Origin of the sequence: Blastomonas sp. UPD001, from assembly GCF_003426715.1 — a bacterium.
Lineage (GTDB): Bacteria > Pseudomonadota > Alphaproteobacteria > Sphingomonadales > Sphingomonadaceae > Blastomonas.
This window is the reverse complement of the sequence record NZ_QKVT01000001.1, coordinates 1,146,768-1,165,496: the sequence shown is the minus strand read 5'-3', so window position 1 is coordinate 1,165,496 and position 18,729 is coordinate 1,146,768. Positions and strand designations below refer to the sequence as shown.

22 protein-coding genes are annotated in these 18,729 nt (G+C 65.6%); 9 read left to right on the top strand and 13 right to left on the bottom strand.

The window, feature by feature from the left end; all coding sequences use genetic code 11:
- Positions 1-138: 138 nt before the first annotated feature.
- From DM995_RS22135 to DM995_RS05740, 3 genes are all read right to left on the bottom strand, one after another.
- Positions 139-429, bottom strand: coding sequence for a hypothetical protein (locus tag DM995_RS22135; protein WP_232824091.1), 291 nt, complete (start codon positions 427-429; stop codon positions 139-141).
- A 480-nt stretch (positions 430-909) separates the two neighbouring features.
- Positions 910-1,254 carry a DNA-directed RNA polymerase subunit omega gene (gene rpoZ / locus DM995_RS05745; protein ID WP_023837137.1) on the bottom strand — a complete coding sequence of 115 codons (345 nt, stop codon included), beginning with the start codon at positions 1,252-1,254 and terminating at the stop codon, positions 910-912.
- A 66-nt stretch (positions 1,255-1,320) separates the two neighbouring features.
- A complete protein-coding gene (locus DM995_RS05740; protein WP_116970344.1) occupies positions 1,321-1,980 on the bottom strand; it encodes a class I SAM-dependent methyltransferase in 660 nt (219 codons plus the stop codon).
- A 129-nt stretch (positions 1,981-2,109) separates the two neighbouring features.
- Between DM995_RS05740 and DM995_RS05735 the strand changes: the two genes are divergently transcribed.
- Together DM995_RS05735 and DM995_RS05730 are read left to right on the top strand one after the other, a co-directional pair.
- On the top strand, positions 2,110-2,445 hold the full coding sequence (locus DM995_RS05735) for an antibiotic biosynthesis monooxygenase family protein (RefSeq protein WP_116968788.1): 336 nt from the start codon (positions 2,110-2,112) through the stop codon (positions 2,443-2,445).
- Positions 2,442-3,791: an MFS transporter gene (locus DM995_RS05730; RefSeq protein ID WP_116968787.1), complete on the top strand. Its 1,350-nt coding sequence runs from the start codon at positions 2,442-2,444 to the stop codon at positions 3,789-3,791. Before DM995_RS05735 ends, DM995_RS05730 begins: the two co-directional genes overlap by 4 nt.
- Here DM995_RS05730 and DM995_RS05725 read toward each other — a convergent pair.
- The gene (locus DM995_RS05725; RefSeq protein WP_116968786.1) at positions 3,788-4,504 is read right to left on the bottom strand and encodes a ribonuclease T2; all 717 of its coding nucleotides are present in this window, start codon (positions 4,502-4,504) and stop codon (positions 3,788-3,790) included. The two genes, DM995_RS05730 and DM995_RS05725, sit on opposite strands and share 4 nt — an antisense overlap.
- Positions 4,504-5,352, bottom strand: a complete 849-nt coding sequence (gene nadC, locus DM995_RS05720; protein WP_116968785.1) for a carboxylating nicotinate-nucleotide diphosphorylase — start codon at positions 5,350-5,352, stop codon at positions 4,504-4,506. Before nadC ends, DM995_RS05725 begins: the two co-directional genes overlap by 1 nt.
- Positions 5,353-5,466: 114 nt before the next feature.
- On the opposite strand from nadC, the gene DM995_RS05715 reads away from it, so the two are divergent.
- Entirely contained in the window at positions 5,467-6,378 is a 912-nt protein-coding gene (locus DM995_RS05715; RefSeq protein ID WP_116968784.1) for a LytTR family DNA-binding domain-containing protein, read from the top strand.
- 12 nt (positions 6,379-6,390) lie between these two features.
- Positions 6,391-6,711: a hypothetical protein gene (locus tag DM995_RS05710; RefSeq protein ID WP_232824088.1), complete on the top strand. Its 321-nt coding sequence runs from the start codon at positions 6,391-6,393 to the stop codon at positions 6,709-6,711.
- Between the two features lie 32 nt (positions 6,712-6,743).
- Here the strand turns inward: DM995_RS05710 and glpX are convergent, their stop codons facing one another.
- Positions 6,744-7,745, bottom strand: coding sequence for a class II fructose-bisphosphatase (glpX, locus tag DM995_RS05705; protein ID WP_023837129.1), 1,002 nt, complete (start codon positions 7,743-7,745; stop codon positions 6,744-6,746).
- A 98-nt stretch (positions 7,746-7,843) separates the two neighbouring features.
- Between glpX and DM995_RS05700 the strand changes: the two genes are divergently transcribed.
- Both DM995_RS05700 and DM995_RS05695 read left to right on the top strand, forming a co-directional pair.
- On the top strand, positions 7,844-8,353 hold the full coding sequence (locus DM995_RS05700) for a hypothetical protein (protein WP_116968782.1): 510 nt from the start codon (positions 7,844-7,846) through the stop codon (positions 8,351-8,353).
- Entirely contained in the window at positions 8,350-8,874 is a 525-nt protein-coding gene (locus tag DM995_RS05695; RefSeq protein WP_023837127.1) for a GNAT family N-acetyltransferase, read from the top strand. Before DM995_RS05700 ends, DM995_RS05695 begins: the two co-directional genes overlap by 4 nt.
- A gap of 43 nt (positions 8,875-8,917) precedes the next feature.
- Here DM995_RS05695 and DM995_RS05690 read toward each other — a convergent pair whose 3' ends face one another.
- Together DM995_RS05690 and DM995_RS05685 are read right to left on the bottom strand one after the other, a co-directional pair.
- Positions 8,918-9,856, bottom strand: a complete 939-nt coding sequence (locus DM995_RS05690) for a DUF808 domain-containing protein (RefSeq protein WP_116968781.1) — start codon at positions 9,854-9,856, stop codon at positions 8,918-8,920.
- Between the two features lie 3 nt (positions 9,857-9,859).
- The gene (locus DM995_RS05685; protein ID WP_023837125.1) at positions 9,860-11,164 is read right to left on the bottom strand and encodes a homoserine dehydrogenase; all 1,305 of its coding nucleotides are present in this window, start codon (positions 11,162-11,164) and stop codon (positions 9,860-9,862) included.
- Positions 11,165-11,304: 140 nt separating this feature from the next.
- Between DM995_RS05685 and DM995_RS05680 the strand changes: the two genes are divergently transcribed.
- Complete coding sequence (locus DM995_RS05680; protein WP_116968780.1) at positions 11,305-12,102, top strand: NTP transferase domain-containing protein; 798 nt, start codon at positions 11,305-11,307, stop codon at positions 12,100-12,102.
- Here the strand turns inward: DM995_RS05680 and lepB are convergent.
- Genes lepB through pyrE form a run of 5 tightly spaced genes read right to left on the bottom strand, consistent with a single transcriptional unit; the run spans position 12,014 to position 15,800 of the window.
- Positions 12,014-12,937, bottom strand: coding sequence for a signal peptidase I (gene lepB, locus DM995_RS05675; protein ID WP_116968779.1), 924 nt, complete (start codon positions 12,935-12,937; stop codon positions 12,014-12,016). The genes DM995_RS05680 and lepB overlap by 89 nt on opposite strands.
- A gap of 37 nt (positions 12,938-12,974) precedes the next feature.
- Entirely contained in the window at positions 12,975-13,379 is a 405-nt protein-coding gene (acpS, locus tag DM995_RS05670; RefSeq protein ID WP_023837122.1) for a holo-ACP synthase, read from the bottom strand.
- A complete protein-coding gene (locus DM995_RS05665) occupies positions 13,376-14,116 on the bottom strand; it encodes a pyridoxine 5'-phosphate synthase (protein WP_116968778.1) in 741 nt (246 codons plus the stop codon). The genes acpS and DM995_RS05665 overlap by 4 nt, the downstream gene beginning before the upstream one ends.
- Positions 14,113-15,210 (bottom strand): serine hydrolase domain-containing protein, encoded by a 1,098-nt coding sequence (locus tag DM995_RS05660; protein WP_116968777.1) that lies wholly within the window; start codon positions 15,208-15,210, stop codon positions 14,113-14,115. Before DM995_RS05660 ends, DM995_RS05665 begins: the two co-directional genes overlap by 4 nt.
- Positions 15,207-15,800 (bottom strand): orotate phosphoribosyltransferase, encoded by a 594-nt coding sequence (pyrE, locus tag DM995_RS05655; RefSeq protein ID WP_023837119.1) that lies wholly within the window; start codon positions 15,798-15,800, stop codon positions 15,207-15,209. The genes DM995_RS05660 and pyrE overlap by 4 nt, the downstream gene beginning before the upstream one ends.
- A gap of 198 nt (positions 15,801-15,998) precedes the next feature.
- Between pyrE and coxB the strand changes: the two genes are divergently transcribed.
- Positions 15,999-17,009: a cytochrome c oxidase subunit II gene (coxB, locus tag DM995_RS05650; protein WP_116968776.1), complete on the top strand. Its 1,011-nt coding sequence runs from the start codon at positions 15,999-16,001 to the stop codon at positions 17,007-17,009.
- Between the two features lie 15 nt (positions 17,010-17,024).
- Positions 17,025-18,692 (top strand): cytochrome c oxidase subunit I, encoded by a 1,668-nt coding sequence (ctaD, locus tag DM995_RS05645; protein ID WP_116968775.1) that lies wholly within the window; start codon positions 17,025-17,027, stop codon positions 18,690-18,692.
- Positions 18,693-18,729: the final 37 nt, after the last annotated feature.

The window sequence follows — 18,729 nt, the reverse complement described above, 5'->3', positions numbered from 1 at the left end:
ATGGGGGAGGGTTTGGGTGGGGGTGAGCGCGCCGGGTTGCTCAGTCGTTTCGAGTATCTAGAATCTACTGGGGCCACACTTTGGCGATGTCTGCTTTTTGCCGCGCTCAGAACTGCGGAGACGTCACAGATGCGATGGTTAACCGACATCCCATTGGAGCATCGAGGCATCTACAATCTCGGCTCCCCTATGGCGAATAAATGCGTGGCGTAGATCTTCTTTGCTCGCCTGCCATTTTTCAGGATCTTCGGAGGGGTCCATTCCCTCCGCAAGAAACAACCAGTCTACGAATTGGTCTGCGCTTACAGGACCTGCTTCAGGAATGAAGTTATCGACGTGGGATGTCTTTCCATCAACAATACCACCGCACCAACCGCATTCCACGCAAACTTCATTCTGAAGCGCATTATAAGAAGGGTTCCCACTCATCCAGACATCTGACCATACGAGCAAATTGTCTGCAATGAGGTCGTTTGTTGAACGGCAGTTTTTTCCGCCACGATCCCAAATCCGCCCCACCCCCGCTCAGCCTGAGCTTGTCGAAGGCCCCGCTATACGGCCAACGTGGGCGCGGGTCCTTCGACTTCGCGGGCTAAAGCCCGCGGCGCAGAGCCTGCCCTGAACTTGGTTCAGGGATGAGCGGGGGTGGTGCGGGTGGCGCAGGGCTTTCGACAAGCTTGAACTGCCCCGGGCGTGCAGAGGTTGCGTACACCACCTCCCTTCGTCATCCTGAACTCGTTTCAGGATCCATCGTGCCCCAGTCGCCGAAGCTGCGTGGGGAGAAATGGACCCTGAAACAAGTTCAGGGTGACGGCTGGAAGCATGGGACGTGGCCGGTTCTTCACCCACAAAAAAGCCGCGCGAACCATTCGGCTCGCGCGGCTTCTTGCAACTCTTGCGCCAACCAGATCAGGCGTCGAAATCGCCGCCCATGCTGCTGGTGCGCGCCGGGGCCGAGGCCGTCAGGCGCAGGGCTTCGGCCGAGAGGCTCAGCGAGCCGATTTCGTCGGCATCGTCGTCGTCGTCGACCTGGACCTTCTGCATCGACTGGGTCAGGCTTTCCTTGAGATCTTCCGGCAGGATCGTCTCGTCGGCGATCTCGCGCAGCGCGACGACGGGGTTCTTGTCGCGGTCGCGGTCGATGGTCAGTTCGGCACCGCCGCTGATCTCGCGCGCGCGCTGCGCGGCGAGCAGAACCAGGTCGAACCGGTTGGTGACCTTGTCGATGCAATCTTCAACGGTAACGCGCGCCATGAACGGGCTCCAGACTCTATGCGAATATGAGGGAAAGGCGGCCCCTAGCGGCTGCGGGCTTGCGAGTCAATGATAGGTAGGCGTTTGAGCGCTCTCGCCGCCTGCCTTCCAGCCCCAGAACAGGTAGCAGGGGGGCACGTTCCAGCTTTCGAAACCGCGATCGACCCGGTCGAAATAGGGACGGATCAGCTGGTTGGTGAAGCGGGTGAACTGGTAGACCAGGAACGCGCCGCCGGGGCGCAGTGCGCGATAGGTGCCTTGCGCGATCGCATCGGCGACGCCATCGGGCAGGGTCGAGAGCGGCAGGCCCGAAAGCACGTAATCTGCATGGTCGAACCCGTGCGCGGCGATGATCGCCTCGACGTCCGCCGCCGATCCATGCACCGCGATGAAGCGGCTGTCGGGCACGGTCTTGCGCAGATAGCGGATGAAATCCGGGTTGGTATCGATCGCGATATAGGTGGCGTTGCGCGGCAGGCGATCGAGCACCGCGCGGCAGAAGGTGCCGACGCCGGGGCCATATTCCACGAACAGCTGGACGCTTTGCCAGTCCACCGGACCCAGCATCTTGCGGATGGTGCGGTCGGAAGAGGGAACGATCGATCCGACCATGCGTGGATGCTTGAAGAACTCCCTCGCAAAAACGCCCCAGGCCCCGAAAACCCGCTCCGCGCGCGCCTTTATCCGCTGCCGCAACGGCAGCTGGACCAGGTCCGTAGAATGCATGCAAAACCCCTCGAATTGGCTGTCAACGAAACGCCACAATTGCAGATTGGTGCGGCCAAAGCAATCATGTGTATCAGTGTTGCATAGCAGTACTTTGCAAGCGGGCCCCGAGCGCCTAGACCAGCGCGCATGAGCGGAAATGCGGATTCCCGGATTCACCCCGACGGTGCCATCGCCGTGATCTTTGCTGCGCAGCATAGCGGGCGCGATGCCGAGGCTTATGGCGTCATGGCCGAGGCGATGGACGCGCTCGCGGCGCGCCAGCCAGGCTATCTCGGCATGGACCATGCGGGTAGCGAGGGCGGATTCGGCATCACGGTGAGCTATTGGGCGGACGATGCGAGCGCCAGGGCGTGGCGCGACCATCCCGAACATCGTGCCGCGCGCGAGGCGGGGCGGGACCGCTGGTACGACCGTTACACGCTGCATGTGGCGAGGATCGAGCGGGGCTATGCCTGGCCATGAACGTGCAGCAGACCCCCGAACCTCCGATCGAGGCGAGCCAGAAGCTGCCGGCCGATCGCATGGCGCTGCTGTTCACCGTGATGCTGGTGACCGCGGCAGGTAACACCGCGATGCAATCGGTGATGCCCGCGATCGGCACGCGGCTGGGCGTCGCCGATTTCTGGGTGAGCCTGGCCTATAGCTGGTCGGCACTGCTGTGGATGATCTGCGCGCCGCGCTGGGCGCGCATGTCCGATCGGCGCGGGCGCAAGGCGCTGATGAATCTCGGGCTGCTCGGCTTCATATCCTCGTTCGCGCTGTGCGGGCTGACGCTGATCGCCGGGCTGCACGGCTATCTCTCGGCCCTTGCGACGATGCTGATCTTCGCGCTGTTCCGCAGCCTGTATGGCGGGCTGGGTTCGGCAGGGCCGCCGGCGGTCCAGGCCTATGTCGCCGCGCGCACCAGCCGGGCGGAGCGCACCCAGGCGCTGTCGATGATCTCCTCGTCGTTCGGTCTGGGCACCGTGATCGGGCCTGCGCTCGCGCCGCTGATCATCCTGCCCTATCTCGGCCTGCCCAGCCCGTTCTTCGTCTTTGCCGCCTTCGGCCTGCTGGTGCTGGTGACGCTGAAGCTGCGCCTGCCCGACGACACGCCGAGCTATGCCGCGCGCGGGCGGCTGGTGTCCGAGCCGATGAGTTCGGGCGCGGCCGGCGAGGTCTATGATGCGGACGAGCATGATGCCGAGCCCGAGCCGGTTGCTCCAGTGGTCGAGCGCCTGTCGTGGCGCGACGCGCGGCTGCGGCCCTGGCTGATCGCGGGTCTGGTCGGTGGCCATGCCAATGCGATGATCCTGGGGCTGGTCGGCTTTATGCTGCTCGACCGGCTCGACCTGCGCGCCACCCCCGAGCTGGCGGCGGGCCCGACCGGACTGGTATTGATGGCGGGCGCGTTCGCGACGCTGCTCGCGCAATGGGGGCTGATCCCGTATCTCAAGATGGGCCCGCGCACCTCGACGCTCTGGGGCATGGCGCTCGCCGCCAGCGGCTGCACGATGGTCGCCTTTTCGGAAAGCCTCAATGCCATCACACTGGGCTTTGCGATCGCGTCGCTGGGATTTGGCCTTTTCCGCCCGGGCTTTACCGCAGGTTCCTCGCTGGCGGTGACAAGGGCGGAGCAGGGACAGGTGGCGGGCATCGTCGCCTCGGTCAACGGTGCGGCCTATATCATCGCGCCCGCGATCGGGGTGTGGCTGTACAATATCGCGCCGCTCGAATCGTTCGCGATCATCATCGGGCTGTGCGTGTTCGTGCTCGTCTGGGGACGCAAGGCGCTACAGGCGGACGAGGTGCTGGTGCGGCCGAACTAGAGCCCGCGCCAGATCTTCAGCATCGTGTCGCCGCGTGGCTGGCGGACATGCGCCGGGCAGGCGCGCGGACGGAAATCGAGCCCCAGGCATAGCCGCACTTCCTGCAGCCAGCCGCGCGTGTTTGCCTTGAGTGCGATGGCGGTCGCGGGCATTCCCGGGTTGAGCTTCGCAATCTCGCGCTTGAGCATACCCTGGGTCAGCGGTCGGCGCGAGAGACGCTCCATGTCGGGCAGCCTGACCGACCGGTACAGCCGGGTCGCGGTCTGGAAATAGCGCGCCGGGTCGCGCGCCATGCAGCTGCCATGCTTGTCCCACTGGTGCTGGATCAGCCGCTGCGACGGCATCGCGCACAGGTTCTGCCGGACCACCGACAGCGGCACAGGCGACGGGGGCGTCGCGCAATATTGCGGATAGACCGCGGTCCTGCCCTCGGGCCAGAGGCCGTGCAGCACGAACCCGAATTCGCCGAAACGGCGACTGCATTGCAGCGCCTGGCCCGTATCGTCCTCGCGCCCCCGGCAGAATTCGGGCGACCAGCTCAGCGCCAGCGTATAGCCGGCGACCGGCACCACGCGCTTGACCGCATCGCGCCCGCGTTGCGGAGCGGGCAGGGGACTCAGCCGCTCGGGCAGGCGGCATTGATAGGCCTGGGCGAGCAGCGGCGCAGGAGCGACCGCGATCCCCAGCACAATCAGGGCCGCCGCGCCGCGCATCACGCCGCCTTGAAATCGAGCCCGATATCGGCGGCGGGCGCGGACTGGGTGATGCGGCCGACCGAGATATAGTCGACCCCGGTCTCGGCGATCGCGCGGATCGTCTCGAGCGTCACGCCGCCCGAGGCCTCGCACGGTACGCGTCCGCCGACCAGGGTCACCGCGCCGCGCAGCGTGGCAGGTGCCATGTTGTCGAGCAGCAAATGGGTGGCGCCGGCGGCCAGCGCGGGTTCGATCTGCTCGACATGGTCGACCTCGACGATGATCTGGCCGATGCCTGCAGCCACCGCGCGGCGCACCGCCTCGCCGATATCGCCCGCGACCGCGACATGATTGTCCTTGATCATCGCCGCGTCCCACAGGCCCATGCGATGGTTCTTCGCGCCGCCCATGCGGGTCGCGTATTTCTCGAGCAGGCGCAGCCCCGGAATGGTCTTGCGGGTATCGAGCAGCACCGCGCCGGTACCCTCGATCGCATCAACATATTGGCGGGTGAGGGTGGCAATGCCGCTGAGATGCTGCACCGTGTTGAGCGCCGACCGTTCGGCTGTGAGCAAAGCTCGCGCCTTGCCCGAGACCGAAAGGATATCGGTGCCGGCCTCGACCGCATCGCCTTCTCCGACCAGCCGCTGCACCGTGCAGTCCGGATCGAGCGCGCGGAAAAACGCTTCGGCGATCGGCAGGCCTGCAACCACGATGGCGTGCCGTGCGTCCATGACGCCGTCGAACCGTGCATCGGCAGGGATCACGCTCTCGGACGTCACATCGCGTCCGTCGGGGCCCAGGTCCTCAGCCAGCGTCGCGGCAACGAACTGTCCCAAATCGAAGTCGTTGATCGAAATGGTCATTTCCCTCAATCTCCCGGCTGATAGGACGCAGCCAGCGAGGGGCCACCAGGCCCCTCCACGCCGCCCCCGCAATATTGCCATGCGCCATAGGACAAGCCCTGGACTGCCGCCAGAATGAAGTTGCCCAACGCCCATTTCCCGACCGATCCGCAAGACCTGCCAGACCGGCGCCCCGGTCTGCTGCGCAGCGCGGGCGCGGCGGCGCTGCTGTTCTGCCTGAGCACCTTTGCCATTTCGGCCTTTCGCGCGTCGCTCAATCCGGATGAGGTGTTCGACCTCTACCACCCCAAGCGGATCGTGCTGATCGCCGCAGGCGCGCTGGTGTTCTGGCTCGCGATCCGGGGCCGCGCCGGGGCCCGGCGGGGGCTGCCGATGCTGCACCGCATGGCGCTGGTCGGGCTCCCCGGGCTTGCCGTCCTGTTCGTGCTTGCCATGGCGTTCGACATCTGGGTGATGCACGAAAGCGCCAATCTTGCCGCGCGCAACTTGCGGTGGATCCTCTTGTGGAGCGGTTATTTCGGCACCGGCCTCGCGGCCTGGCTGGCACTGAGCTATGGCACCGCACTGGCAGAGGCCGAGCAGCAGGCGGTGGATCGCCTCGCCATCGGGGAAGCGCAGGATGGGGCGCTCGACCAGGGGGTCTGGGTCAAGACGGGCCGGCAGACGCTCCATATCGCCCAGGGCGATGTCGAGTGGATCGAGGCAGAAGGCAATTATGTCCGCATCCATGCGACAAATGGCGCCAACGGCCTCGTACGATCGACTCTCGCGGCCATCGAATCGCAGCTGGAGGCCGAGCAGTTCATGCGCATCCATCGTTCGGCGCTGTGTCGCCGATCGGCCATCCGGGGGTACCGCCGCAAGCCCAGCGGGGCGCTTCTGGCGCTGCTCGCCAGTGGTGCCGAAGCGCCGATGGGGCGGCGCTTTGCGCGGGAACTGACCGGGCAGATGCGGTCGCTGGCGGGCGATGAATCCGATCTGGATGATACCGTATCACGGCGCACGGACAACGCGCAGGCCGCCTGACGTTCGTCACAAATGCAGGATATCCGCGTCACTCGGCTTGGGGCCAGGGGCGCATGCGCGCATGGCAGCAGCATGTTGGAATTGCTGGACCGCGCCGCCGTTACACGAGCGAATGGCACACAGGATGATGTGATGAATCGTGCCGCCCTGTGGATCGTCGATGCGCTTGCCGAAGAACTGGCGGCGGACAAATCGCTGGACCGCGCGGCGCTGGTCCGGTCGCTGCTGCGTCGCGCGGGTTATGAACAGGCCGATTGCCTGGTGCCGGGGGACGCCGAGACAGTTCGTGCCGCTCTGGTCGCGCGGCTCGCGGGGCGGCTGGCGCGGGGCTGAACGATCCCCGTGTCAGCCGCCCTTGCGCGGCCTTAGCGCGCGATGCGGTGTTCGCCCTTGACCCAGCGCACGGTGCCGCTCGCCGAACGCATCACCACGGTTTCGGTGGTCATGATCCCGTCGCGGCGGCGCTTGACGCCCTGGAGCAGCGATCCGTCGGTCACGCCGGTCGCGGCGAAGATGCAGTCGCCCTTGGCAAGGTCGGTCAGGTCGTAGACCGCGTTCAGGTCCTCGATGCCCCATTTGCGCGCGCGCGCGCGTTCGTCATCGTTGCGGAACAACAGTCGTCCCTTGAACTGCCCGCCGACGCAGCGCAGAGCCGCTGCCGCCAGCACGCCCTCGGGCGCGCCGCCCGAGCCCATGTACAGATCGATCGTGGTTTCGGGGTTGGTGGTCGCGATCACGCCCGCGACATCGCCATCGGGGATCAGCATGATGCCGCAACCCAGGCCGCGCAGTTCGGCGATCAGATCGGCATGGCGGGGCCGGTCGAGCACGCAGACGATGATCTCGCCCGGCTGCACGCCCTTGGCGGCGGCCACTGCCTGGACGTTCTCGGTCGGGGTCTTGTTGAGGTCGATAACGCCTTCGGGATAGCCCGGGCCGACCGCGATCTTGTCCATATAGACATCGGGGGCGTTGAGCAGGCAGCCGTTTTCGGCGATCGCCAGCACGGCGAGCGCATTGGGGCCGGCCTTAGCGGTGATGGTGGTGCCTTCCAGCGGATCGAGCGCGATGTCGATGCGCGGCGCGCCTTCGTTGCCCAGGCCTACTCTCTCGCCGATATACAGCATCGGCGCTTCGTCGCGCTCGCCTTCGCCGATGACCACGGTGCCGTCGATATCGAGCCCGTTGAGCGCCGCGCGCATCGCTTCGACCGCCGCAGCGTCCGCCGCCTTTTCATCGCCGCGCCCGATCAGGTTCGATGCGGCGATCGCCGCCGCCTCGGTCACGCGGACCATTTCGAGCACGAGCACGCGGTCGAGCTGCGGGGTTTGTGAGGCGGGCGTCGCTTTCAGGCTTGCGCTGGACATGGCAGGCGGGTCATCCTTCTGTTGTGGGGCACCAGTTGCGCTTTCAGGCCAGGTGCGTTGCGCCCGGTCCATAAGGGAGCATTATTGCATTGTCGAGAATGCTGTTGGTGGCCGTCGCGCTCGCCATTTCGGGGGTTTTCGCGCCGGTGGCGCTCGCACTGGAGGCGCAGGACGACACGCGTCTGCCCGAGCCCGAGAAGCGCGAGCCCGATCCGGTCGAGGCGAAGGTCAAGCAGCTGATTCGCAAGGCCGACGAATGGACCGGCAAGGAAGAGCGTGCCAAGCGTTGCGCGCCGAGCGCCGCCGGCAAGGACATCGTGGTCTGCGGCGAGGCCGATGCCGGGGCGAAATTCCGCGTGCCGGCCGATACCGAGGGCCGTCTCGCCACCGGCGGTCCGCCGCCTGCGCCCGATGTGGCGGGGGATGGCATCTTCAAGGGCAAGGCGACGATGGGGCTGGGCTGCATCATCCCGCCATGCCCGCCGCCCAAGGCCTATATGATCGACTTTTCCAAGCTGCCGGAAGTCGACGAGGAGTATCTGCAAAAGGCGCGCGAGGCCGAGGCGGCGGAAAAGGCGCGCGATCCCGACCAGGGCGAGGGGCCATGACCGACATTCCGGTGATCGAGACCGAGCGGCTGCGGCTGCGTGCGCCGATCAAGGCCGATTTCGACGCCTATGCGGCGATGTGGGCCGACGAGCGGGTGACCGCCTATATCGGCGGAAAGCCGCGCACCCGCAACGAAAGCTGGCTGCGCTTCATCGGCATGCACGGCCTGTGGGCGCTTACCGGCTATGGCTATTGGCTGTTCACGGACCGGCAGACCGATACGCTGGTGGGGGTAGGGGGGCTCGCCAATTTCGAGCGCGGCATCGATCTCCTCACCGGCTATCCGGAGGCCGGCTGGGCGATCGCGCCGGACTTCTGGGGCCGGGGGCTGGTGAGCGAGGCCATGGCAGCGGTCATGGCCTGGAACGACCGCTCGCTGGGCGGAAACGAGGTGCGCTGCATCATCGACCCCGGACACGCCGCCTCGGAGCATGTCGCGGCCAAGCTGGGCTTCGTGCCGATCGGGGACGCGCTGCTGGGGGATGCGACCGTGAACGTGTATTCGCGGGCTGGTAGATAACGGCGTGACTCTCTCCCCTCCCGCACGCGGGCGGGGAGAGAGATTAGTGCGCGCCCTTGCCCTTGACCGCGTTGTAGATCGCCGCAATCACGCCACCGATCACCAGGCCGACGATGCCCGCACCGATCGCGCCGACCAGCCATTCGACCAGACCTCCAACCGCCGGAACCACCTCGCCTGCGGCCACCGCGATGTCGTGGATCAGTTGCTCGGGGCCAGCGACGCCGAACACCGCAAGCCCGTGGATGATGATCTGCCCGCCGACCCAGACCATCGCTGCGGTGCCGATAATGCCCAGCGCCGACATGACGATCGGCATCGCCTTGACCAGGCCGCGGCCGAAACCCTGCGCGGCGGCGGAGGGCTTTTTCGCGAGGTGCAGGCCGAAATCGTCCATCTTCACGATCAGGCCGACCGCGCCATAGACCGCAGCGGTGATCAGCAGGCCGACCACCGCAAGCACGCCCGCCTGCATCGCGATCGACCGGTCGGCGACCTCTGCGAGGGCGATCGCCATGATCTCTGCCGACAGGATCAGGTCGGTGCGGACCGCACCCTTCACGCGCTCGTTTTCCAGCGCAAACATGTCGTGCACTTGCTCGACCACTTCGGCGGTGTCCTGATGGTGGCTAAGCTTGTGGATGATCTTTTCCGCGCCCTCGAAGCACAGGAACGCGCCGCCCGCCATCAGGATGGGCGTGATCGCCCAAGGCAGAAAGGCGCTCAATATCAGCCCGATGGGCAGCAATATGATGAACTTGTTGAACAACGATCCCTTGGCGATCCGCCAGATGACCGGCAGCTCGCGATCCGGGGTGAAATCGGTGACATATTGCGGGGTGACCGCCGCATCGTCGACCACGACGCCTGCGGCCTTGGTGCCCGCCTTGGCCGCCGCTGCGCCGACATCGTCGAGCGACACGGCAGCAAGGCGGGTCAGCGCGGCGACATCGTCGAGCAGCGCGGCAAGGCCTGAAGGCATCGGTCAGTCTCCGAGAATGTGCACGACCAGCGGATCGGCGTGCAAGCTGGGGGAACCCTTGAGCGCGGACAAGGTTGCCGCGACCGCGCTTTCGGGGCCTTCATGCGTCACCATGGCGACGAGCACGCTGCCATCGGGGCTGCGGCCCTTCTGGATCAGGCTTTCGATCGAGACGCCGGCATCGCGCATGGCAGCGGTGATCTCGGCGAGCACGCCGGGCCGGTCGGCGACCTCGAAGCGCAGATAGCATTTGCCGGTTCGGTGCCCGGTTTCGGCGCGCGCGACCTTGTCGAGCTCGCGCACCGGCATCGAGAAGGCGGGGCCGATCTCGCCGCGCGCAATGTCGATCAGGTCGGCGACGACCGCGCTCGCGGTCGGGCCATCGCCCGCGCCCGCGCCCTGGAACAGCAGGCGCCCGGAGAAATTGCCCTCGGCGACGACGGCGTTGGTCGACCCTTCGACATGCGCGAGCGGATGGTTCATCGGCACCAGATAGGGGTGGACGCGCTGGAACAGCTGCGCATCGCCATTGGTGCCGTCGAGTTCGGCCATGCCGATCAGGCGGATGCGATAGCCGAGCGCGGCGGCCTGCGCGATATCGGCGGAGAGGATCTTGCGGATGCCGCTGCGCTCGATGCCGTCGAAATCGAGCTGCGTGCCAAAGGCGAGCGCGGCCAGGATCGACAGCTTGTGCGCGGCATCGACGCCATCGATGTCGAAGCTGGGATCGGCCTCGGCAAAGCCGCGCGCCTGCGCTTCGGCGAGCACTTCGGCGAAATCCTGCCCGGTCTTTTCCATCGCCGAGAGGATGAAATTGCAGGTGCCGTTCAGGATGCCGTAGACGCGGCTCAGCCGGTTCGCCGCCGCGCCTTCGCGCAAACCCTTGATCACCGGAATGCCGCCCGCGACCGCCGCCTCGTACTTGAAGGCGAGCCCTGCGGTCTCTGCGCGTTGCGCCAGGTCGAGTCCGTGATGCGCGACCATCGCCTTGTTCGCGGTCACGAAGGCCTTGCCACCGCTCAGGCATTCCTTGGCGAGCGTCAGCGCAGGGCCGTCCGCGCCGCCGATCAATTCGACCACCACGTCGATATCGGCGCGCGTGGCGAATTCGCCCATGTCGTCGACCCATTCATAGCGCGACAGGTCGACGCCGCGATCCTTGGACCGGTCGCGCGCGGTGATCCCGCAGATGCGGATCGGCTTGCCCGCGCGCCGCGCGATCAGCGCCGCGTTCTCCTCGACCAGACGGATCACGCCCGCGCCCACGGTGCCCAGCCCGACCAGCGCGATGTTCAGCGTTTCCCCCATTTTCGGTCCTTCAGCGAAAGTTCAGTCGAATGGCTCTTAACGTCTGAAACGCCAAAGGGAAGAGGGCGCAGCGGGTTGTTAGCGGCGCCTTGCCGCCCTATAGGCCGCGCGAAGCCGGATCATCGCATGAAGGGTTTAGCATGACATCGCCGACAATCGTGATCCTCGCCGGCAAGCGCGATGGCAAGCTCGATCCGCTGGCCGAGGCGGCGGGCGTCACGCACAAGTGCAACGTTCCGATCCAGGGCAAGGCGCTGCTGCAATGGGTGCTCGAAGGCGTCGAGAATGCCTGGCCCGATAGCCCGATCTGGGTGTCGATCCACGATCCGGCGGTGGTTGCCGACCTGCCCGCGGTGCAGAAGCTCACGGCCAGCGGACGGCTGCGCATGAGCGTGTCGCGCGAGGGCATTGTCGAGAGTATCGAGGCGGTGATCGAGGAGGCGGGTGAGGCCTTTCCGATGCTGATCACCACCGGCGACAATGTGCTGGTGACGGCGGAGGAAATCCGGTCGATGCACGATTTCGGCATGCGCGAGGGCGCGGGCGCGGTGATCGCGATCGCCGAAAAGTCGAGCATCTTGGCCGAACATCCCGAGGCGCAGCGGCGCTTCTACGAATTTTCCGACATGGCGATCTCGAACTGCAATGCCTATTGGCTGCGCGACGCGGCCTCGTTCCGCGCCGCCGAGGCGTTCCGGGCAGGGGGGCAGTTCATCAAGACCAAGGGGCGGATTGCGCAGGCGTTCGGCATCCTCAACCTCATCCGCTTCCGGCTCGGCTGGTGGAGCGTCGATGGCGCGATGGCCGCCATCTCGCGCCGCTTCAAGGTCAAGGTCCGCGCGCTGCTGCTCAGCGAAGGCGCCTATGCGGTCGATGTCGACAATGAGCGAACCTACAAGATCGCCGAAATGCTGCTGGCGAAGCGGAAGCCCACATAGACCTTGACCCACGCGCCGTCATTTCGCTGATCGGGTTCCAGCTGGTGCTGCCGTCGAGCGAGAAGGTGACGATCTCCGCTCGGCCGCCGATATTCTCGAGCGGCACCGCGCCGCCCAGACCGAGCTCCTGCTGGCTCGCGCGGCTGTCGGCGCTGCGGTCGCGATTGTCGCCCATCAGGAAGACATGGCCGGCAGGCACCTTGTACGGCCCGTAATTGTCGAGCGGATAATCGGGGCCGAGATCGATCGTGTTGTACGACACGCCGTTGGGCAGCGTCTCGCGGATGATTGGCAGCTCGCAATAATAACGGCCGTCGGCGCCGCGCGCCTTGAGCATCGGGAAGTCGCTGGCGTTGCACGGCGAGTTGATGTCGACCGGCAGCATCAGATTGGGCTGAACCGCGCGCGCGATTTCCTTGCCGTTGAGGATCAGGCGGCCCTGGCGCACCTCGATCGTATCGCCGGGGCGGCCGACCACACGCTTGATATAGTCGCTCTTCACGCCCGGCGGCGTGGCGATGACGATATCGCCATATTCGGGGGTCGATCCCATGATCCGCCCCTTCATCGGCGGCAGCAAGTGGAACGAGACCGAGACCCAGGACCAGCCATAGGGATATTTGGTCACCACCAGCCGGTCGCCGACCAGCAGATTGGGCATCATCGACATGGTGGGGATGTAGAAGGGCTTGGCGACCAGCGAATGGAAGGCCAGCACCGCGAGCAGCAGCAGGAACAGCCCGCGAATCTCCTCGAACCAGTTGACCGGCTTTTCCACCTCGGCCGCGCGCGCGTCCTTGGCTTCCATCGCGATATCGGAAGAATCTGGTGCCATTTCGGGGTCTTTCGGGTCCGGACGGGGCGAGGGGCTGTCAGTCAACGGGCCGCGCCTCGATAATGACGAAGGCCTGAGCCCATGGATGATCGTCGGTGAGCGTGAGATGAATGAAGGCAGAATGGCCTTGAGGGATCATGCTGTCCAGCCGTGCCTTCGCGCCCCCGGTGAGGTGGAGTGTCGGCGCGCCGGAAGGGGCATTGACGACGCCGATGTCCTTCATGAACACTCCGGCCTTGAACCCTGTTCCCACCGCCTTGGAAAAAGCCTCCTTGGCGGCAAAGCGCTTGGCGAGCGTGCCTGCCTTGGTGAACGGGCGGCGGTTCGCCTTGGCCTGTTCCACCTCGGTGAAGACGCGCTGCTCGAACCGCGCACCGAAGCGGTCGAGCGAGTTCTGGATCCGCTCGATATTGCACAGGTCGGAGCCGAGCCCGATGATCACCGCGCTTCGTCCATCAGCTGGCGCATCTTGCGGATGCTCGCTTCCAGACCGTCGAAAATCGCCTCGCCGATCAGATAATGGCCGATATTGAGCTCGGCGAGTTGGGGGATCGCGGCGATCGGCTGGACATTGTCGAAGGTGAGCCCGTGTCCGGCATGCGGCTCGATACCGTTCTTCGATGCGAGCGCTGCGGCGTCGGCGATGCGCTTCAACTCGGCCTGGACGCCTTCGCGGTCGTCGTCGAGCCACAGATGTGCATAGCGCCCGGTGTGCAGTTCGACCACCGGAGCGCCGAGCCGCATGGCCGCCTCGATCTGCCGCGCCTCGGGTTCGATGAACAGGCTGACGCGGATGCCCGCGTCGCCAAGCCGCGAAACGATCGGCATCAGTGTATTGTGCAGGCCTGCCGCGTCGAGCCCGCCCTCGGTTGTGCGTTCCTCGCGCTTTTCGGGGACGATGCATGCGGCGTGTGGCTTGTGGCGCAGCGCGATCGCCAGCATCTCCTCGGTCGCGGCCATCTCGAGATTGATCGGCAGCGTCGCGCCCGCCATGATCGCGTCGAGATCGCTGTCGCGGATATGCCGCCGGTCCTCGCGCAGGTGCACGGTGATGCCGTCGCCGCCCGCTTGCTGCACGATGCGCACCGCGCGCATCGGATCGGGATGATCGCCCCCGCGCGCGTTGCGGATGGTGGCGACATGGTCGATATTGACGCCGAGGCGGATATGGTTGCTCATTGCGGGGCTCCGGTGGCGCACAGGGCGGCGCGCATCACGTCATGGGTGATGCCGGCCTGCTGCCAGATCTCGCCAAAGGCCGCTTCAGCCTCGGCACGGTTCGATGTCATGATGATCACCATGTCCTGGTCGGGCAGGATGATGTTGCGCAAGGCCACCCCGCCGATGAAACCGCGCCGCTCGATGATGCGCACCGGCGTGTCGCCACAATCCTTGAGGGGCACGGCGAACGACCATTGGCCGAGCGCTGCATAGCCATATTGCGGCTTGCCGTCCCACATCTGCGCGCGCTGCGCCTCGGGGATCAGCCTGCCGGTCATCAGCGCGCGATCGAAGGCGAGCAGGTCGTGCGTGGTGCCATAGAGCGCGCCCGCGCCACCGAAATTCTCGAGCCGGAATGCGGTCGATTCGGGCTTGCCCTCGGCAAAGCCCGGCATTGCCGGTTCGGCGCGCGGGAACAGGCCTACGCTCTCAAGGCCCAGCGGTTGGGTGATGCGTTCGGCGACGAGTGCGTCATAGGACTTGCCGCTCGTTGCCTCGATCACGGCGGCCATCATGATGAAGTCGCAGTCACCGTAGAAGAACTCTTGTCCCGGCTTGCGCTTCGTCGGTCCCTCGCACCAGGCGCGGCCGGTTTCGGGGCTGTCGAGATCGACCGAGTAGAAGACCGGCCAGTCATCGCGGCCGACCGGAGCCTCGTCGGTGCGCGGCAGGCCCGAAATGTGCTGCATCAGCATGCGCGAGGTGATGGTTTCGGCATGGGGCGCCTTGCTGTCGGGCAGGTACCTGATGATCGGCGCGTCGAGATCGAGCCGTCCGGCGGCGACCTCCTGCATCGCAATGGTGGCGGTGACCTGCTTGGTCACCGACGCCCAGCGCCAGACCTGGCCGAGCTGATGCTCGGCCATACCGGTCGGATCGACCCGCCCGAAAGCGCGCTCGTATACCACAGTGTCGCCGCGCGCGATCAGCACCGTTCCGGGGGCCTTGACCGGATCGAGCGCGGCATCGACCGCCGCCGGGTCGATCGCTGGCGCAGGCACGCCCGCGCCGAGCACCAGCGCGGCGAGCAGAGCCAGGCTCCTGCGGTTCATGCCGCCTCGGGTTCCTTGCGGCTGCCGGGTTTGGTCGCCGGGACGGCGGCCAACTCGGGGGGCAGCGCATCGGCAGGATAGCTCGGGAAATTGAGCGAAATCAGCGGGAAGAACGGCACGCCCAGCGAGACTTCTCCGGCGGAGCGGTCGACCAGCGCGCCCGCCGCGATCACTTCGCCGCCCGCCGCGTTGACTGCGGCGATGGCTTCGCGCGAGGACAGGCCGGTGGTGACGACGTCTTCCATCAGCAACACCTTCTGCCCCGGCTTGATCGCGAATCCGCGGCGGAGTTCGAACGTGCCGGTGGGGCGCTCGACGAACATCGCCTCGACGCCCAGCGCGCGGCCCATTTCATGCCCTATTATAAGGCCGCCCATCGCGGGCGAGATCACCAGGTTGATCTGCGAGCGGATATCGCGCGGAATCCGGGCGGCTAGCGCGCTCGCCAGCCGCGAGGCGCGCATCGGGTCCATCAGCACGCGCGCGCATTGCAGATAATGCGCGCTGTGCAGGCCCGACGACAGGATGAAATGCCCCTCCAGCAAGGCCTGGCTGGCGCGGAACTCTGCCAGAATTTCATCATCCTGCATCGCGATTTACCCTTTACGTAGCGTCGCCGGGGGGAGGGTGTCAGCAAGCTGAACCGGCGATTAAAAAATATCCCTAGATTGGCTTGAGACTGGCGGCAAGCCTGCGTATAGGCACCGGTAGCTATGACGCAAACACGGCAGTGATCCGGCACTATGGGACGTGGACGGATGCCCTGCCTATACAGGGACATTCTACGAATGGCGTTCGCATCTTGGACGAAATCTCTCGGTTTCGCAGCCCTTGTTCTCGTTACCGCGCCGATGGCGCTGGCCCAGACGCCGCCCGCTCCGCCGGTAACGGCCCCCACGCCGAGCACGCAAACTGCCCCCGCTGCTGCCGCGCCTGCCGCTGCAGTTGAAGCTGCTCCTGCCGACGCCGCCACCCCGGCGCTCGATTCGAGCTACACGCCGATGGCGCCCACCGCCGGCAAGGGCATGCCCGTCGACAAGGGCGTGGATTTCCAGGAGCAATATTCGGAACTGGGTGAATATGCCCACTGGCTCGACACATCGGTGCTTCTGCCGATCATCGTGGCGATTTCGCTGCTGGTGCTCGCGCTGCTGATCTGGGTGATGGTCCGCTACCGCGCTGCCGCCAATCCGAACCCCTCGCGCGTGACGCACAACACCGCGATCGAGGTCATCTGGACGCTGGTCCCGGTGCTGATCCTGGTCGGCGTCGCCGTTCCGTCGATCGACCTGCTCGCCAAGCAGTACAAGCCCGCGCCCGCCGACGCCGTCACCGTCAAGGTCACCGGCTATCAGTGGTACTGGGGCTACAGCTATCCCGACAATGGCGATTTCGAAGTCGTGTCGAACATGCTCGACGAAGCCGAAGCCGCCAAGCGCGGTGAGCCGCACCAGCTCGCGGTCGACAACCGCATGGTCGTTCCCGCCGGCGAGCCGATCCGCATCATCGCCACCGCATCGGACGTGATCCACAGCTTCGCGGTGCCTTCGCTCTGGTTCAAGATGGACGCCGTTCCCGGTCGTTCGAACGAGAAGATGCTGACCATCAAGGAGCCGGGCGTCTATTACGGCCAGTGTTCGGAACTGTGCGGCGCGCGCCACGGCTTCATGCCGATCGCCGTCGAGGCGCTGCCGCGCGCCAAGTTCGATGCATGGGTCCGTGCACAGGGTGGCACCGTCAAGGGTGACGAAGTCGCCGCTGCTGCTGCCCCGGCCGCCGCTCCCGCTGCCGCTCAGTAAGGACAGGGCAAGACCATGACCACGATTGCCGCCAATCCGGCCGATCTGCATGACCATGATCATGCACATGACGATCACAAGCCCGCGTTTTTCCAGCGCTGGTTCATGTCGACCAACCACAAGGACATCGGTACGCTGTACCTGATCTTCGCGATCGTCGCGGGGATCATCGGCGGTGCGATTTCCGGCCTGATGCGCATGGAGCTCGCCGAACCCGGCGTGCAGTATCTGCAGGGCTGGGCCACGATGATGCAGGGCAGCGAAGCCACGCTCGATCAGGCCTATCACATGTGGAACGTGCTGATCACGGCGCACGGCCTGATCATGGTGTTCTTCATGGTGATGCCCGCCATGGTCGGCGGCTTCGGCAACTGGTTTGTTCCGATCATGATCGGCGCGCCGGACATGGCCTTTCCGCGCATGAACAACATCTCGTTCTGGCTGCTGATCCCGGCCTTCCTGCTGCTGCTCGGCTCGACCTTCGTGCCCGGCGGTTCGGGTCTGGGCGCCGGTACCGGCTGGACGGTCTATGCGCCGCTGTCGACCAGCGGTTCGGTCGGCCCGGCCGTCGACCTTGCGATCCTCTCGCTGCACCTTGCCGGTGCCTCGTCGATCCTGGGCGCGATCAACTTCATCACCACCATCTTCAACATGCGCGCTCCGGGCATGACGCTCAACAAGATGCCGCTGTTCGTGTGGTCGATGCTCGTCACCGCGTTCCTGCTGCTGCTCTCGCTGCCGGTTCTGGCCGCGGCCATCACCATGCTGCTGACCGACCGCAATTTCGGCTCGGCCTTCTTCAGCGCCGCTGGCGGTGGTGATCCGATCCTGTACCAGCACCTGTTCTGGTTCTTCGGCCATCCCGAAGTGTACATCATGATCCTGCCCGGCTTCGGCATGATCAGCCACATCATCGCAACCTTCTCCAAGAAGCCCGTGTTCGGCTATCTCGGCATGGCCTATGCCATGGTCGCCATCGGCGTCGTCGGCTTCGTGGTGTGGGCGCACCACATGTTCACCGTCGGTCTGTCGGTCAACATGAAGATGTACTTCACCGCCGCCACCATGGTTATCGCGGTGCCCACCGGCATCAAGATCTTCTCGTGGATCGCGACGATGTGGGGTGGTTCGCTCAGCTTCAAGACCCCGATGGTCTGGGCGCTCGGCTTCATCTTCATGTTCACCGTGGGTGGCGTGACCGGCGTCGTGCTCGCCAATGGCGGCGTCGACGACAACCTGCACGACACCTATTACGTGGTGGCGCACTTCCACTATGTGCTCTCGCTGGGCGCGGTGTTCTCGATCTTCGCCGGTTTCTACTACTGGTTCCCGAAGATGAGCGGCCGCCACTATAGCGAAGCGCTGGGCCACCTGCACTTCTGGGTGTTCTTCATCGGCGTGAACGTGCTGTTTTTCCCGATGCACTTCCTGGGCCGTCAGGGCATGCCGCGTCGTTACCCCGACTATCCGGAAGCCTATGCCTATTGGAACGAGATCGCCTCGCTGGGTTACGCCATCATGGCTGCCGGCATGCTGATCTTCTTCATCAACATCGCCTATGCGCTGGTTGCCGGCCGTCGTGCCGAAGGCAACTACTGGGGCGAAGGTGCCACGACGCTGGAATGGACGCTGTCCAGCCCGCCGCCGTTCCACCAGTTCGAAACGCTGCCCGTCATCAAGTGACCGCAGCAGCGTTGCACCGCTGACAGGGCCGGATCGG

Bases quoted from the DNA above. Each gene is read 5' to 3' on its own strand.
- DM995_RS05730 (WP_116968787.1), top strand. From the start codon at position 2,442: ATGAACGTGCAGCAGACCCCCGAACCTCCGATCGAGGCGAGCCAGAAG.
- DM995_RS05740 (WP_116970344.1), bottom strand. From the start codon at position 1,980: ATGCATTCTACGGACCTGGTCCAGCTGCCGTTGCGGCAGCGGATAAAG.
- lepB (WP_116968779.1), bottom strand. From the start codon at position 12,937: ATGGCACCAGATTCTTCCGATATCGCGATGGAAGCCAAGGACGCGCGC.
- DM995_RS05680 (WP_116968780.1), top strand. From the start codon at position 11,305: ATGACATCGCCGACAATCGTGATCCTCGCCGGCAAGCGCGATGGCAAG.
- nadC (WP_116968785.1), bottom strand. From the start codon at position 5,352: ATGACCATTTCGATCAACGACTTCGATTTGGGACAGTTCGTTGCCGCG.
- coxB (WP_116968776.1), top strand. From the start codon at position 15,999: ATGGCGTTCGCATCTTGGACGAAATCTCTCGGTTTCGCAGCCCTTGTT.
- DM995_RS05735 (WP_116968788.1), top strand. From the start codon at position 2,110: ATGAGCGGAAATGCGGATTCCCGGATTCACCCCGACGGTGCCATCGCC.
- DM995_RS05725 (WP_116968786.1), bottom strand. From the start codon at position 4,504: ATGCGCGGCGCGGCGGCCCTGATTGTGCTGGGGATCGCGGTCGCTCCT.
- DM995_RS05715 (WP_116968784.1), top strand. From the start codon at position 5,467: ATGAAGTTGCCCAACGCCCATTTCCCGACCGATCCGCAAGACCTGCCA.
- DM995_RS05660 (WP_116968777.1), bottom strand. From the start codon at position 15,210: ATGAACCGCAGGAGCCTGGCTCTGCTCGCCGCGCTGGTGCTCGGCGCG.
- DM995_RS05685 (WP_023837125.1), bottom strand. From the start codon at position 11,164: ATGGGGGAAACGCTGAACATCGCGCTGGTCGGGCTGGGCACCGTGGGC.
- DM995_RS05710 (WP_232824088.1), top strand. From the start codon at position 6,391: ATGCAGGATATCCGCGTCACTCGGCTTGGGGCCAGGGGCGCATGCGCG.
- DM995_RS05695 (WP_023837127.1), top strand. From the start codon at position 8,350: ATGACCGACATTCCGGTGATCGAGACCGAGCGGCTGCGGCTGCGTGCG.
- rpoZ (WP_023837137.1), bottom strand. From the start codon at position 1,254: ATGGCGCGCGTTACCGTTGAAGATTGCATCGACAAGGTCACCAACCGG.
- DM995_RS22135 (WP_232824091.1), bottom strand. From the start codon at position 429: ATGAGTGGGAACCCTTCTTATAATGCGCTTCAGAATGAAGTTTGCGTG.
- DM995_RS05700 (WP_116968782.1), top strand. From the start codon at position 7,844: ATGCTGTTGGTGGCCGTCGCGCTCGCCATTTCGGGGGTTTTCGCGCCG.
- pyrE (WP_023837119.1), bottom strand. From the start codon at position 15,800: ATGCAGGATGATGAAATTCTGGCAGAGTTCCGCGCCAGCCAGGCCTTG.
- DM995_RS05665 (WP_116968778.1), bottom strand. From the start codon at position 14,116: ATGAGCAACCATATCCGCCTCGGCGTCAATATCGACCATGTCGCCACC.
- ctaD (WP_116968775.1), top strand. From the start codon at position 17,025: ATGACCACGATTGCCGCCAATCCGGCCGATCTGCATGACCATGATCAT.
- DM995_RS05690 (WP_116968781.1), bottom strand. From the start codon at position 9,856: ATGCCTTCAGGCCTTGCCGCGCTGCTCGACGATGTCGCCGCGCTGACC.
- glpX (WP_023837129.1), bottom strand. From the start codon at position 7,745: ATGTCCAGCGCAAGCCTGAAAGCGACGCCCGCCTCACAAACCCCGCAG.